Consider the following 15,144-nt stretch of genomic DNA (forward strand, 5'->3'; position numbering starts at 1 on the left):
CCGGACGCGGTCCTCGGTAACAACGCCGACGGCTCCGACTCTCTAGTGGGAACAGCTACCCAGTCGGCCCGGCCCTGGTACATCTGAGTTGAATGCATTTGTCTCTTGAGTCTGCCTCGAATGCGGGATGGGCCGTTCCGGCCGCCGTCTGGGGCGCACGTGGATACAGTGCTGCGACCGGATGGGGGAGATGCGAGTGGACGAAGCGACCTTCGCGGCGACGACTGTGGCTGCGACCTTTCTCACCCAGGCGACCCAGGAGGCGTATCAGCGGGTTCGGGAGGCAATTGGCCGTCTGAGCCGACGTAGCGGTCATGAGGACGAGGCGGCAGCTCAACTCGAACGTCTGGACCGGGACCGGGCCGCTGTGGTCCAGGCTCTGGCAGGTGATCGTGAGGCCGTCCTACGGGCCGCCGCGGCTGTGTGGGCCCCTGTGCTCGTGGGACTGGCAGAGTCGGAACCGGTCGCGTACGCGGAACTGTCGGCCCTGGCCTGGCAGGGCCGGTCGACCTCTGTAGTTGAGCAGCACAACCACGGAACGGGCACCTTTATCAACGGAAACATCGAGGGCGGCCTCACTATCAACCACGGCGCAGCGCATGGCATTCACGAGTGATTCCCCGAGCCAGGGCGGGCAGCACAACCGTGGGCCTGGTGTGTTCATCGCAGGCGACGTGTACGGGGACGTCAACAACCATCACGCGCCGCCGGGTGACGGCCGGGATGATGTGCCTCAGGCACTCCGGGGACAGCGATGCCGCGGGAAAGCCCGTCCTGCCGGGAACCAGCCGGAAGAGGAAGAGGCCGAGGAGCGGGTAGGGGCCGGAGAGGCGTTGTTCGGCTGGACCTGGCTCACTGTCATGCTCTTCGGCGCGTCGGGCTACTGCGTGGTTGCAGCCCTCATGGGCCGGGCGTCGACGGGAGATCGTCTCGGAAGCGTTCTCGGCGCAGTGTGCGCGGCCTTCGGCGGTGTCGTCGCTCTGACCTTCGTTTTCGCGGCCCTCGCGGAGGTCTGCGCTAAAGGCACGGTCAACGCTTCTGAGGCCGCGAGGAATCGAGGGGCACAGGGGCAGCGAGCCGCAGCTCGCTTGAATCTCCGGTACGCGGTATCAGCCGCCCGCGCCGCAAGGTTCAGCGCAATCCTGGCTGGGTTCACCGCAGGTCTCTTCGGCTTTCTGGCTATTGGTAGGGAGGCTGTGGACCGGGCTCACGGCGCTTACGAACTCGCCGAGTCCGAGATCGCCGAGACACGTTCCGCGCTGGGGGAGATCCTCGACGAGGAATGATTCCGGCGCAGCGTGTGGACGCCTACGCCTACGCTGCTGAGATCCAGGCCGAAGATGCCGTCTGCACCGCTTCGACGCCAGTGGTGGCCACCTGCTCGGCACACCGAGCGGATCGCCCACGCCGACGGGCGAGGCCAGGGACGGGCGAGGCGCAGGCATGGCTGCGGGGGGAGGCCACCCCTGCGCCGCGAACACAGCGGCGAATGCGACCACGCCACCGCGCGTTCCCAGCCCCACCCCCGCCCCGTGCACACACGAACGGAACCCCAACCATGACCACCTGGGACACCCGCCCCGAGACCCCCGCCGACATCGCCACCATCCGCGACATCAACCTCGCCGCGTTCGAGACCTCCGGCGAGGCCGACCTCGTCGACGCCCTCCGCGCCGACTCCTCCTGGATCGACGGCCTGTCCCTCGTCTCCACCGACGAGAACGACAAGGTCATCGGCCACGCGCTGCTGACCCGTTGCCACATCGGCGACACCCCGGCCCTGTGCCTGGCCCCCGTCGCCGTACGGCCCGAGCACCAGAGGAGCGGCGCAGGCTCCGCCGCCATCCGTGCCGCCCTCCGGGCCGCCAAGGACATGGACGAGCACTACGTCACCGTCCTCGGACACCCCGCGTACTACCCGCGCTTCGGCTTCATCCGCGCCTCCACGCACGGCATCGGCCTGAGCATCGACGTCCCGGACGAGGCCATGATGGCCATGTCCCTCGACGAGGCCCACCAATTGCCCAGCGGCACTGTCCACTACGCAGCACCCTTCGGGATCTAGGCTCCCGACCCACCCTGCTGTGCGGGGGCAGAGCGCGGGACGCCCTGCCCCTCGCACACCGGGTCCGCATGGTGATCTCTGTACCGCTCGTTGCTCAGTAATGCCAACGGTTGGAGCCGGACTCGAAGCCACACGCGATCTTCCGCCCGGCCGCGTCCGTGGTCGTCGCGCCCACGTCGGCCTTCCGGCAGAACTGCCCGGCGTGGTAGCAGTTACCGGCGTTGGAACGGATGCTGCACAACTGCGCCTTGGTGGAGCTGCCGCCCGTCGACGTACTTCCACCCGAGCCGGTGCCGGCGCCGCCGGACGAGGACGACCCGCCGCTGCTGGACGTACTGCCGGACGAGGCGCGCGGTGGGTGCGTGCATGACTCGCCCGACCCCACGATCTTGAACGTGAGCTTCGTGGCCGTGCTGTAGCTGCCGGCGGACGGAGTCTGCGAGCACACCTTCCAGTTGGAGGTGTGCACCACGGTGCGCTTCAGCTCGCTCGCGTCCGTGTACGACACCGACGTGACCCGGTGCTTGCGCGCGTCTGCCACGGCCTTCTGGACGTTCCAGTTGGCGTAGTTGCTCACCGTCTCCTTGACGACCGGCTTCTTCGAGGGAGTCGCGGAGGGGGATACCGAAGGCGTGGCGGAGGGAGACGCGGAAGTAGACGGAGAAGCGGATATGTGAGCCGAGGCGGAGGCGGCAGCTGAGGACTTGACCGATGCGGCGGTGTCCTGGTCCCCGCCGGAGCACCCCGACAGGCTGACGGTCAGGGCCACAAACCCGACCAGCAGGCCTCCATAGCCCCTGCGGCCGTACCTTCTGCCGGCCTCTCTGCCCTGGCCACCGCTGAATTCTGACGACCTCGGTGCATCCCGAAGAGACATGCGACCCCCTAGTTCTTGTTCTTCACTCACTGCACTGCCGCAGAGCCGTGTCCGCGTATGCCGGCACACGCGCCCTGCCGGGCCGGGCCGGCCGTGTGCGGCGCCTCGGGGCAGATTAGAGGAGATTCCACGAATGTTGTGGGGTTCTTGTGTAATTCGAATGCAGCTCAGGGCTGGAAACGAGTCACAGTGGTGATCACCGGTGAGGTGCTGCGGATGGAGTCGCGCAAGGGCAAGGGGGTGGCCCGGTTCCTGGCCCTCGACCAGAACACGGACCTGACCACCGCCTGGGCGCTGCCCGCGGTCTCGCCGGACATCGCGACCGGGGCTCAGGTGCGGCTGAGGGTCTCGCGGGGACCCGCACCATCCGGTCCGCGGAACTGCTGAGGGCCGCGGAGCCGGAAGGCGACCGGGCGAAGGCCTCCGAGCAGGGCGCTTCCTCGTAAGGAAGAGGACGCTCCGGGGCGCCTCAGCGGTGAGGCCTCCGGACGCCTGCTTGTTTGCTCGCCGCAGCCAATCCCCGGCAGTCGGGCCGCCCGCCTGGGACGCCGCAAGGCGCAGGTCCAGGAGCGTGATCCCGTACCCGTACAGCGCGCTTCGGCGGCAGCGGTCCCACAGACCGGCCATCCGTGTCCGTCATGTGGATCGGCCGACGTCCGTCCGGAGCAACGGACCAGCTCAACCGCCCCGAACGGTCATGTGTCGGACAACGCAGATCAGGGCTGGTACTGATTTCTCAGTACCAGCCCTGACCTGCTGTTTTGGCTGTCGGGGTGGCGGGATTTGAACCCACGACCTCTTCGTCCCGAATGAGGGCCGGTTACTGATCTAGCCAGTGCGGATGGCGTTTGCGCTGGTCAGAGCGTCGGTCTGTCTTGGTCTCGGGTGGTCTCGAAGGGGCTTGGGGAGCGGGTTGGCTCCCAGATGGCTCCCAGCGAGACCTCAGGCAACCGCTGCTGAGTCCGCGTTTCGCGCCACCCACGGAGGCCGACGAGGCGAGCAGTTCGACATTCGGCTGAGCCACGCGGAGCTGGCCCAGCATTCTGCAGCAGGCGACCACGCGACATACGGCGCATGGAACAATCCTGTCAGCCCCGACCTGCCCTGGACCGGGGGTCTGCGCTATGTCCGTTAACCATCGCAATTCTTGCTCACCTCTGCGGATCTACGTGTCAAAGAGGGTAATGCTCATGGGCTGCCCTGATCGCCGGACCTGTCAGGGCAGCCCAGCCCTACCTGGAGCCTGGCAGACTGCGATTGTGATACGCGAACCAGCAGAACTGCAGATCGATGACGACGGCCGCGTGTCCCTGCCGCTGGGGCTCCTCGCGGAGGCGGGCCTGGATGCAGGCGGCCGGATCCTGGCGTTCAGCGACGGCGACGGGCGCATTGTGCTGCAGCGAGAGGTAGACGCCTTCAAGGCCCTGCTGCAGGACGGAACTCTGTGAGTGGGGAGCCCACCGCCGCGAGGCCATTCCCGTTGCAGCGATCGGGGAGGTCGGTGTGCAGCCAGGTGGCGTCCGTGGGTGCGAGACTTGCGACCGCCCGACCTCGGCACGGGGAAGCGCCGAGAATGGAGTTGGACGGACAGGAACAGGTCCTCGCCGGGCGGGACGCCCTGGAGGAAGTTGTCTCTGAGCTGCTGGGAGTATGAGCGAGCAAGAAGTACCAGAAGCGCCGGCCGAGCAGTGGACACTGCCGGAGGGGTCGTGGGCGTCGTCGGCCGCGACCCGGCGGAGCATGCTTGGCAACCGAAGTCGTGATACCGAGCCCGAGCTGCTCCTCCGCTCGCTTGTCCACGCCGCTGGACTGCGCTACCGGGTAGCGGCAAAGCCGCTCCCGAAGATGCGCCGCACGGCCGACATGGTCTTCCGCCCTACGAAGGTCGCAGTCTTTATCGACGGCTGCTTCTGGCACGGCTGCCCGGAGCACTTCGTGATGCCCAAGACGAATCGGCTGTACTGGGAAGAAAAGATCGGCCGGAACATCCAGCGCGACCGGGACACAGACAACCGCCTCACGGAGGCAGGCTGGCTGGTGCTCCGTTTCTGGGAACACCTCGAACCAGAGGCGTGTGCCGCCACTGTCATCGAGGCAGTGGCGGCCCGGCGGCAGGAGGTCCAAGCCTCAAAGCACGCGAAGAAGACCTCCTGACCGTCACGTCGCTGGCGGCAGCGGTCAGCTGAACTCCGCCGAGTTCAGCGAGAAGAGCTCGTACCAGTGGTGGCCTTTTTGGCCTCTCTACGAGATGGAGTTGATCAAACCTGGCGGGACCTGGTCAGCTCCCGTCGTAGGCCACCTGCAGTCGCGTGGTGCTCTTAGCCGTGTGCAAAAAGGCGTCGCCCTGTCCGGCCAGAGCTTCGGCTCCCGTCTCGTCCAGAATGATGCGGCTGTCGGTCGCTGTCTTGACCCGCAGGGCGAGTTGGGCAGGGAAGTTGGAGCGGATGGTCGTAGAGATGACGTCCGCACTCGGTCGCTGCGTGGCTGTAATGACGTGGATGCCCGCAGCGCGGGCTTTCTGCGTCAGGCGCTTGAGCAGCGCTTCGATCTGCTTCTTCTCTTCGGGATCGCTAGTGAGATCGGCGTACTCATCAAGGACGATGACGATCCAGGGCTTTCGATCTGCCTTGTCGACCTTGGCGTTGTACTCGACGAGCTTGCGTGTGCGGATTGCCTTCATGTCCTTGTAGCGCACGGCCATCTCTTCGACGGTTTCCTCAAGGATCTCGATGGCGTCGGCAGCGTCCATACCGATCACGCCGTCAAGGTGCGGGTCATCCTCGAAGTCGACAAGCTCGGTGCCCTTGGGATCAACGAGGCGGAGTCGCAGGGTGCTCTTGTCGTACCGGACCAGGCCCTTGAGGATCGTATCCAGCGCGACGGACTTTCCTGATCCGGTAGTGCCGGCCACCAGCAAGTGCGGTGAGTCTGCAGAGGAGAGGTCAATGGTGACAGGGTTGCCCTCGATGTCGGCGCCCAGCGGGGCGATGAGGCTCTCGGGATTGGCCGGGCACCGCAGCCACAGCGCCTTGGCGTCGACCCCGTACTTCTCGTCGTCGATCTTGGGGATCTCGAAGAGCACGGAGCCGCGGTCGCTGCGGGCACGAATGCTGAACCCGGAGGGGAGCGCCAGGGCCAGGAAGATCTCGTCGCGTCGGTTGGTCAGCTTGTCCACGGTGACCCCAGGATTGGGGATGAACCGGAAGATATAGAAGCCGGGTCCCTCCTGCCACTTGCCGACCTCCGGTGCGGTGACCGCGACCTTGTGGCGGGCAAAGACGTCAACGATCTTGTTGTATCGAAGCGCCAGCTCCTCCTCGGAGAGCCCACCGCGGGAAGCTTTCAGAGGTGCAGGACCTGCCTCTGCGGCAGGGTGACGCGCAAGTACCGCTCCTGGCGCAGCTGTTAGAGCGGCCGCCCCGCCGGCCTCGGCAGATGCCGTTGTTTCTTCCAGAGTGGGCGGTTCGGCGGAAAGGCCCACAGAGGAGGTTTCGACGGTAGTGTCAGCGGCCTTCATGGTCCCGCTGAGGTCTCCAGAGACAACAAGGGGATCGGCGTTGGTGGGGTCCTCCTTGGCGCGTAGAGCGCCGATGAGGTTCAGCAGTTCCCGTTTGTTCAACCTCACCAGGGTGTGCCTGCCGAGGCTTCCGACCGCGGGTGCCGACTGATCGTCCTCTGCCGAGATAGCCACGGCAACGCCAGTGACGTGGCCGAGCTGGACATCCTCGGAGCGTAGGGCATCAAGGACCTTCGCCTCGACCTGGCGGTGGTCGTCATTACCGATCAGGGTACGAGCTGGAAGGTCTTCGGCCTGCGTGGTCTTTCCACTGGTCTGAGCGATCGCGGCAGCAAGCTCGTCCAGCCAGAAGGGGCGGTCGTGGCGAGCTTCGCCGTCCGAACGGAAGGCGTCCCTACACAGGTCAGTGGTGCGGTTGAGCTGTTCCTCAGCCGAACCGACGTCGAAGGTCTGGCGGAACTTGGACTCGGCGACCAGGACATCCAGGCGAACAGTGCCGTCGTCCTGGACCGTCAGCACAAACCGGCCGAGGTCGGCACGGGTCTTGTGTCCGCGGCCGAACCAGCGGTGGTGCTCGTCGAAGCTGATCCACGTGACCAGGCTCGTGCCCTGCCTAGAGACGGGAAACTGCTGGTCGATGACAAACCGCGTGGCTACCAGGCCGACGACTTCGTTGACCGTAGTGCCAATGCCGAGGGAGCGCAGCACGGCGCCAGGGGCCACGTTGCGGCCGACCTCGTAGATTCGTTTAGCGGTGCTTTCCGAGTCCTGCGGGGTGACGACACCGATCTGCTCAAGGCGGCGGCACAGTCGCTGAACGACGAACTGCCGACCGGTCTGCGAGCTGACAATGAGGGTGTAGGACTCGTTCTTGCCGACGCTGGGCTTGACGAGGATGACGTCAGGGCGGTTGCGCAGGGCATCGATTTGCTCACGGCCGATGAAGCTGTCGAGAGTGACGACCCAGTGGGCCACACGGTGCAGGGTCTCGAACAGGTTCTGGTGCTGGTCGAACTGCACCTGCATCTCGAAGTAGTCGATGCCGTCGACACTCTCCCGGGAGACCGGGGAACGGCGGTCGTAGCGCACGCACAAGGTCGACCAGGACTCAAGAGTCTCGTCGGCGGTCTCAGGCAACAGCGCTCTCACGACGTTCTCGCTGGTCTGAGCCAGGTTGTGTGAGGCTGGGTGCTTCCAGGGGTTGAAGTAGCCCGACAGGGACTCCTTCTTGGTGCTCTCCTTCATACTGGTCTGCGTGCCGAACAGTGCCGGCGCCAGAGCGAGGTCGATGGTGTCCTCCAGCCCTGACAGGTCTGCTTCCTGGTCGGGCTCCCATGCCTGAAGGATCAGTTGGACGTCGGGCAGGAAGCTGTCGTCGGACATCTCCGTACCGGAGAACTGCAGGTCGAAACCCTGGATGATCTCGTGGTGGGTGGCCTGCGGAGCCAGTACAACCAGATCAACTTTCAGACGAGGGTTCTTGGCCCGCATCTGCTTGGCCACGCGCATCGGTAGGACAGGGTCGCCGTTGCGGTCCAGAAGCAGTACGCGCAGCCCATCAAGCTTGTGGGGGTAGGTCGTCAGGTAGTCGGTGATGACGCGGACCATCTCGTCGATCGCGGTCTCGTCGACGCTGGAGAGCCAGTCCTTGGACTCGTTTCCGCCGTAGCGGACCGGTGCGTACTCCTCGTGCCCGGCCGACTCCCGCATCGGAATGGCAATCGTGCCGCCGGGACCGACGAGGACAGCAGGTGTCCCGTGTGGGGAGATACGGTCAATGGCGTCGAAGAAGAGCTCCTCGTTTTCCTGGTTTAGGCTCAGACCTCCCTCCTTGTTCAGGGCGGTCTCGATGCTGTCAGCAGCCTCCTCGTAGTTCTTTGCCAGCCAGCGCAGCTTCAGCGGGTGAGTGGCCAGCATCATCATGCGGTGGTCGGCAAGCCCGACAACATCGGTCAGGACGACAGCCTCGAGGTCTGCGTTCGGAGCGTTGTCGGGAACCAGGGTGGTGCGAGCTTCGCGGAGCACGCCTTCCCACTCACGTACGTAATCGTTGATCTTCCCGGCGTCAAGCCCGTCGCAGAAGCGGCTGAAATGCTCCAGCCTGAGGCGCTCCAGCTGACTGGCAAACTGCGATTCGGAAACAGGCAAGGGTTCGTCGGCCTGCCACTGCCGGGGGTCATTGAACCTTTCGAGGAAGGTGTCAAAGGTCAATTTACCGGTCTGGCCAGGGGGAGTTTGCCAGCCGTGTATGAGAGCCGCCAGCGCGATCTGCCCCGGGATGCCAAGAGGGTCCCAGCGAAAGCGTCGCTGGGCGCCGTCCATCTCGACCAGGATGCGCAGCGGGGCCCACTCCGTGTTCGGATCGAACGGCTCGTCCTCCTCCGGGAGGGGCGGCTTGGTCAGGTCCAACAGGCACTTCTTGACGTCCAGAGTCAGGCGAAGACCGGTGGATTCCCGGACGTCATCCAGGGTGTTGGCGTACAGGAAAGCGAAGAGCCAACGGCTCCACCGCCCAACTTCCTGGTTGCCTTCCAGCCCGACGACGACGGAGCCTTCCTCTTCATCGGAGAAGTAGGTCAGCTCGCGCAGCAGGGCACGCAGTGGGTCCTGGACGAACTGAGAGTCCGGAAAGGCAAGCTTCTCGACTTTGCGGCGCGACCGCTTGGACAGCAGGTCGGCCAGAGGCTCCGCCCCGCCGATAGGAGCCTCGTCAAGGAAACGCTGTGCGGCTTCCTGATCTCCGAGGTCGAGTGCATCTTCGATCACCATGGCGTCGAACTCGTCGACCCGATCTGCGTCGGCCTTCTCGATCTCCTGCCGGACCTGCTGGCCCAGGCCGATCTTCTTGGACTTCTGCTCGAAGACTTCCAGCCAGAGGGTCAGGTCCTGCTCTCGGCGCAACTGACGAGAATCCTGCGGAGTGGAGCCACTGCGATTGAGGTTGAGTACGAGGCCGCGCATGAGCTCCTTGGCAGTCTCGGAGTCCGTGCCGACGTGGTCCAAGGATTCCGCACTGAACTCGGTCGCGCTTATGCGGTCTATCAGGTCGTCCTCGGTGATCTCCTTGCCCGTGGGCTGCTTGAAGGCACTTACCGAGACGTTCTTCTTGATCCGGGTGGGCAGCGCGGCGGGCTTGACGAAGAGTCCTCGGTCTGGGAAGAGATCAAGAGCCGGCAGGGCAGCAGAGATCTCCGGGTAGACCACGTCAGGGGTGCGGACCTGAGTTGCTGCGACCTTCTGCGCAGTGTCGACCAGGAAGGCTGCCCAGCGGTGCAAGGACCGGGGCTCCTCATCCGTGACGGCACCCCAGATCGCCGGCAGAACGGTGCCCATCGCGGCTGGAACAGTGCCGATACCCCCCGCTTCCCGCCATGCTTCCGCCATGAATCTGTCGAACCCACGCTCGCCGGAGGAGTCACGGTAGTTGCCCAGGATCGTGGCATCGTTCAGGGCGTTCATGGCCGCCAGCCCCTGTGCGTCCGGAGACTGCCCCCACTCGAAGAGCAACACCGCCCTGCCCTGTCCTGAATTTCGCCACTTGGTCAGCTGGTCCTGCGGCCCCAACAGGTAGTCAGCGGGGACACCTTCGATTGGCTCTGAGGTGCCGACCTTGACGACAACCTGACAGTCCTGCGAGCCCAACAGCTGCCGGGCAGTGCGGCGGAGAGCCTCGGCCACGGTCGGTCGGTCGAAGCCGCTGACCCGTAGGACGGCGCGGGCCCCGTTGGCCTCAGTGACCTTGCGAAGTGCTTCGTCGGCGACGAACCGCCCGAGCGCTCGGATGCTGCTGTCGGTCACCGGGGCTCCCCTCGAACCATGCTGGTTGCATCTGAATATTGAGTGAGCAGACCAATAGCGGCGAGTTTCTCCCGGAACGCCTTGCCGTTGTGGTCAAGGACCGATGGGTCGACCTCGTAGGCCAACGGGCTCGCTGCCGCGACCTTGTCCTCCATCACAAGCCCATACCTCTCGTACAGCAGCGTGCAGAACTTGTCGAACTCCATCTCCGCTTCCTGAGCGACGGTGGCAGAGACCAGAGCCTCGAGCATCGGTGGCTTCATGGTGAAGTGTCGTCGTCCGGCCGTCGCGTTCAAGGCTCCGACAGCGGCGAGGGTCTCGCTGAAGAACGCTCGGGGTGAGGCGACCGCGGTGCCGCCTTCCTTCATGAATCTCTCGTAGCGGCGTTTTTTACCCTCGTCGCCTTCGGCTTCGCCGATCATCACCTGGGCCTGGACGTTGATCGCTTTGACGATGTCGTTGCGGAAGCCAGCGAGGTTCTTCTGCGATTCCCTGCGCAGCGGGGTTGCCTCGTTGCCGAAGTCCAACAGGATCGACTCACGGTTGGTGGCACCGAGCTTGGTGCGTGCGAGGTGGAGCTGATGGCGTGCCAAGCAGTAGGGGACCCAGTGCATGAGGCTCTCCGTGCGCTTGGCCCTCGGGACCGTAGCGATCCGACTGACGATGTTGCAGGTCCCCTCCCTCAGCAGATCAGGCCACGGGCTGAGCTCCTCATACAGCTCGATTCCTGTGTCTGAGCCCTCCACGGGAGCTTCGTCGTAGTCGAAGTCGTGCGCGCTGAGGGCCTTCGCGAGATTGCCCAGCGGGGTTTCGCTGTCCTGCACGAGGTCGCTCAGGCCCTGCCGGGTCGCTTCCTTGCGGTCAGGATCGAGGTCGGCACGAAGGGCTTTGTAGGCCCAACTCCCACCATCGCGGAAGAGGTAGCGCTCGATAATAGGAGCGTTGATGCCGACATCGACTTTGGTGGCCTGCTTGCGCTTCTTAGCGCTCTTCTTGGCATCGATTTGCTTGACTCGTCGTTCGACTGCGTCGTAATGGATGAGCTCACCGACGAACGGATAGATGTGCGCGCCGAACCAACTGGGCTGGCTGCGACGCCCTGGGATCTCAACCAACAGGGAGGAGAACAGGGCGTGGAGCGTTTCCATCGTCTCGGGAGAGTCCAGCTCGACGGCCTTGCCTAGTTCTTCATCGCCCTCGACTATGGGGGCCTTGGTCGCGATTCGCCGGGCCAGGTCGTGCGAGGTTCTCTTGTAAGCCGTGCCGGCTCCGTTGTCCAGGAGCCCTGCGAACTGCTCCGGGTCCTCCTGATGCGCCAGGTAGACGCCGCGGGCGATCGCGAGCATCTCAAGCGGGATGTAGAAACCGCGGCCCTGCTGTTCGAGATTCACCCCAAAGAGGCGAAGGACCACCTCGGCCTTGGAACGATCAGCCATTACGCACGCACCGACCTGATCTTGTCGCCGACGTCGATCATGAGTTTTCGCATGACGTTGCCCACCAGTACCTGGATCTCGTCGTCCTTGTTCGACGAGTCAGCCAGCTCAGCCAGGGATCCACTCAGGCCGCGGATCTCTGCCTCGTGCTGCACCTCGCTGCGCAGGCCCGCGGCCCACCGCGTCAACAACTCGAAACGCAAGAGGTCCGCTTCCACCGAGACTGCGTCCTGGTCAGGGGCGACGGCTGGGATACGGATGTAGATGGCCCGGTTGAGCCACTCGACGGCGTTCCGCATCTCGGGGGTGGTGCTCGTCCCGGCTTCCCGTTGCCACTGGGTGACCTGGTCGACCACCTCGACGCCCTTGCTGGGCACTCGCCGGGAGACCACGGCCGCGCGGGCGCGGTGTGTGAAGAAGGCGGGGTCAAGTACGAAGAAGTCAGGGTTGCTCGATGCCCGGTGAATGCCCTGGACGGCCTCCAGGCCCTTGAGAAATAGGTCTCGCACTCTGGTGTCTGCCGGGTCCCGGTTCTTGTCCTGGACACGCACAAAGTCGTCTCCGGCCTGCAGACCCATTCGGGCGAAACGGTCCGTATCGTCGTCACTGTTGAAGAAGTCGGCTCGCCGCAGGAACGTGTACAGGCCCCGCAACTGTTCGGCCTGCTTCTGGGCGTCCCGATTCGTGCGGACCTTCTGCAGGTAGCTGCTGGCATCCGCGGGAGGGAAGTCGCCCCCCGTATCTGGGTCCAGTCGGTCGTCGACCTGGCGACGGGAGACCCGGCCCGGGTCCAACTTCCGTAGCGCGAAGAAGGCAGGAACCAGGTGGCGCTGTTGCTGACTCAACCGGTCGCCGAAGAGCGCTTGGTGGTACAGGTGGGGAGCTTGCCACTGCCGGTTCGAATGCGACCGCTGGTACCTGGCGTGGACGTCATCGCAGGAGAGGCCGCCGGTGAGCATGTAGCTGGTGACCGACAGCGCCTGACGTGTCGTGATTACGGCCCCGGTCCGCTCGGCCGCAGCGAACATGTCCCGGATCGCGACCCGGCGCTGTGGCCCGCGGGTGGGATCACTCAGTTCGTTGCGATTGGCCAGGATCGGGCAGACCTTGCGTGCATCACAGGTCTCGCACCGCTTCCACCGCGATGACTGGGTCGTTGTCCACTGCTTCAGGATCCAAGGGATGAGCCCGCCGTTGGAACTGTCTGCCGCTACGGATTGGTAGTTGAGGTTGATGACGGTCACTGCACCATCAGAGTCACTGACCTGCCCGCGAACTATGCCTTCCGTGAGGGTCTGCACCAGAACCTTGGCACGTCCCGTGCCGGTTTTGCCGAGGTTGTCATCCTCGGCGACGCACTTGCGTAGTTGGCCCTCGTTCGCGCAGATGATCGCGATGCCTTTGTCCGGAGGGTCGAGAAGCTCCACGAGTTTGTGAGCACCGGCCTGCGGGCTGAGCTCGCTCAGATCGCTGAGGATGTACAGCGGGCGTCCGTTACGGGTCCGGCCGACAGGGCGGCTCGCGCCTTTTGCCTCGGACAGGCCGAGGAAGACCGCCTTCCGGACATCTGGCGTGATCGGCTCGTCACCAGCCCGCAGTTTGGCCAGAAGGCTGGCGCACAGGCTCGTCTTGCCATGCCCGGCGTCTCCGGTGAGGACGATGGTCTTCGTGGTCTGTCGCTCGATGGCGCTTAGCAGGTAGTCCAGCGTCACGACGGGGAACTGTGGCTGTGTCCAGTCTGCCTGCAGCTCATAGACCATCTCAGAGGTGTCGACGTCGAACGGCTGATAACGACGTATCCGTTGGACGTGTTTGTTGACCTCTAGCGGCATGCTGCTGTCCTTCGTCGACCGAACCCAGAGCTGCAGAATTTTAGCTGCCAGCGAGCCTGACAGTAGATCAAATGCTGCGACACGGCGCGAAAACGCTCCTGGCTTGGCTCTGGCCCCCTTGAAGGAACGTAGGCAGCAACAGGGCCGCAGGACGATGGTCGTTGACGAGGTTGTTCAGGGGGCGCGAACCCGACGTGATCGGCACGTCAGCCGATGGGTATGTGCCCGTCTGCAGCGCGTGATCAACCTTGATCGAGTACGATGACCGCTCGTTCCGCCGGTTCTACGAGCAAGTGCAGATGGGGGTCATACGTGGGTGAGCGACACCCCTTGCGGGCCAAGCGTCGGCCGAAGTTTGAGGAGGGTGTCGGTTCCCTGCGAGTCGTGGACCTCTTCGCCGGCTGCGGTGGCCTCACCCTCGGTATTGCCCAGGCAGCGCACAGGCTTGACGTCTCGCTCGACGTTCGTCTCGCGGTTGACTTTGAGGCGGCTCCCACCAAGGTCTTCAAGGCTAACTTTCCCAAGGCCAACGTCCAACAGGGGACCGTCGAATCCTTCTTCGATGGTGACCTTGGCGCCACGTTGACCGCTCAGGAGGAGAAGACTCTATCCACGGTGGGTCAGGTGGAGCTCCTGATCGGTGGGCCACCGTGTCAGGGGCACAGTAACCTCAACAACCACACCCGCCGCGATGATCCCAAGAACCGGCTGTACCTGCGTATGGCTCGTGCCGCAGAGGTTCTGCGCCCCAGCGCAGTCGTCATTGAGAACGTGCTGGCCGTTGTCAACGACAAGCAGCAGGTGGTCTCCCGCGCCATCGTTCACCTCAAGAGGCTTGGATACGATGTCGCCACTGGGCGTATCGACCTGCTCAAGCTCGGGGTCGCTCAGACACGCAAGCGCCACATACTACTGGCCATCCGCGAAGACGCGCTGCCTTTTGGGTTCTCGGCTGCTGACTTGCTGAAGGTCGAGGACGGCATTGCCGTACCGCATGACCTGCGTTGGGCGATCGGTGACCTGCTCGACGTTCCCGCCAAATCATTTTTTGATGAAGCTGCCATACCCAACGCGGACAACCAGCGGCGTATGAAGTATCTCTTCGAGAATGACGAGCACAATCTGCCGAACGAAGAGCGCCCCGAATGCCATCGCGGCGAGCATAACTATACCGCCATGTATGGCCGTCTATGGTGGGACCGTCCGTCTCAGACCATTACCAGCGGATTTGCGACGATGGGGCGCGGACGCTTTGTCCACCCTGCTGTTCCTCGATGTCTAACCGCCCATGAGGCCGCGCGCATCCAGGGCTTCCCGGACTACTTCAAGTTCGTCGACGAGAGGGTCAAGCCTCGCTACGAGCTGACTCGCACCGAGGTTCAGGTCATCATTGGCAACGCCGTACCCCCACCCCTGACCGAGGCGTTGACCTCCAGGCTCTTCGATGCTGAAGTTCTGCAGGCGAAGAGCGACGCGTCTCGACAGCGCGATGATGGCTTCGCTACCGCTGCTGTAGATCTCGCCTGCTGAGCCTCCAACGAACTGATGTCCGGCCGAGGGTAGTAGAGGCGGGCAATTATCCTGGTGGTGGCCGTATTTTCACGGAGCGCTTCACGCAA

At 64.3% G+C, this 15,144-nt stretch carries 11 protein-coding genes; 7 read left to right on the forward strand and 4 right to left on the reverse strand.

The annotated features are described in order from the left end of the window. Window positions 1-196 precede the first annotated feature (196 nt). From OG709_RS19610 to OG709_RS19620, 3 genes are all read left to right on the forward strand, one after another. Window positions 197-616, forward strand: a complete 420-nt coding sequence (locus tag OG709_RS19610; protein ID WP_250305549.1) for a hypothetical protein — start codon at window positions 197-199, stop codon at window positions 614-616. 40 nt (window positions 617-656) lie between these two features. Next, window positions 657-1,286, forward strand: a complete 630-nt coding sequence (locus tag OG709_RS19615; RefSeq protein ID WP_250305548.1) for a hypothetical protein — start codon at window positions 657-659, stop codon at window positions 1,284-1,286. Window positions 1,287-1,558: 272 nt separating this feature from the next. After that, window positions 1,559-2,065, forward strand: coding sequence for a GNAT family N-acetyltransferase (locus OG709_RS19620; protein WP_326694315.1), 507 nt, complete (start codon window positions 1,559-1,561; stop codon window positions 2,063-2,065). A gap of 94 nt (window positions 2,066-2,159) precedes the next feature. On the opposite strand, the gene OG709_RS19625 is transcribed toward OG709_RS19620, so the two are convergent. Further along, a complete protein-coding gene (locus OG709_RS19625; protein WP_329167183.1) occupies window positions 2,160-2,642 on the reverse strand; it encodes a hypothetical protein in 483 nt (160 codons plus the stop codon). Between the two features lie 489 nt (window positions 2,643-3,131). Between OG709_RS19625 and OG709_RS19630 the strand changes: the two genes are divergently transcribed. The 3 genes from OG709_RS19630 to OG709_RS19640 all read left to right on the forward strand — a co-directional run bounded on the left by OG709_RS19630 (window position 3,132) and on the right by OG709_RS19640 (window position 5,096). Continuing rightward, the gene (locus OG709_RS19630; RefSeq protein ID WP_329167185.1) at window positions 3,132-3,329 is read left to right on the forward strand and encodes a hypothetical protein; all 198 of its coding nucleotides are present in this window, start codon (window positions 3,132-3,134) and stop codon (window positions 3,327-3,329) included. Between the two features lie 872 nt (window positions 3,330-4,201). Then, the gene (locus tag OG709_RS19635) at window positions 4,202-4,390 is read left to right on the forward strand and encodes a hypothetical protein (RefSeq protein WP_073788316.1); all 189 of its coding nucleotides are present in this window, start codon (window positions 4,202-4,204) and stop codon (window positions 4,388-4,390) included. A gap of 202 nt (window positions 4,391-4,592) precedes the next feature. Then, on the forward strand, window positions 4,593-5,096 hold the full coding sequence (locus tag OG709_RS19640; protein ID WP_266922489.1) for a very short patch repair endonuclease: 504 nt from the start codon (window positions 4,593-4,595) through the stop codon (window positions 5,094-5,096). 124 nt (window positions 5,097-5,220) lie between these two features. Here OG709_RS19640 and OG709_RS19645 read toward each other — a convergent pair whose 3' ends face one another. The 3 genes from OG709_RS19645 to OG709_RS19655 are packed head-to-tail and all read right to left on the reverse strand — an operon-like array spanning window position 5,221 to window position 13,525. Beyond that, the gene (locus OG709_RS19645) at window positions 5,221-10,257 is read right to left on the reverse strand and encodes an FtsK/SpoIIIE domain-containing protein (protein ID WP_266922490.1); all 5,037 of its coding nucleotides are present in this window, start codon (window positions 10,255-10,257) and stop codon (window positions 5,221-5,223) included. Further along, entirely contained in the window at window positions 10,254-11,693 is a 1,440-nt protein-coding gene (locus tag OG709_RS19650; RefSeq protein WP_329167193.1) for a hypothetical protein, read from the reverse strand. Before OG709_RS19650 ends, OG709_RS19645 begins: the two co-directional genes overlap by 4 nt. Next, window positions 11,693-13,525, reverse strand: coding sequence for a hypothetical protein (locus OG709_RS19655; protein WP_266922492.1), 1,833 nt, complete (start codon window positions 13,523-13,525; stop codon window positions 11,693-11,695). Before OG709_RS19655 ends, OG709_RS19650 begins: the two co-directional genes overlap by 1 nt. Window positions 13,526-13,909: 384 nt before the next feature. Between OG709_RS19655 and OG709_RS19660 the strand changes: the two genes are divergently transcribed. Continuing rightward, on the forward strand, window positions 13,910-15,055 hold the full coding sequence (locus tag OG709_RS19660; protein ID WP_266922493.1) for a DNA cytosine methyltransferase: 1,146 nt from the start codon (window positions 13,910-13,912) through the stop codon (window positions 15,053-15,055). The last annotated feature ends 89 nt before the right edge of the window (window positions 15,056-15,144 follow it).

It is taken from the genome of Streptomyces sp. NBC_01267 (assembly GCF_036241575.1).
Classification (GTDB): Bacteria; Actinomycetota; Actinomycetes; order Streptomycetales; family Streptomycetaceae; genus Streptomyces.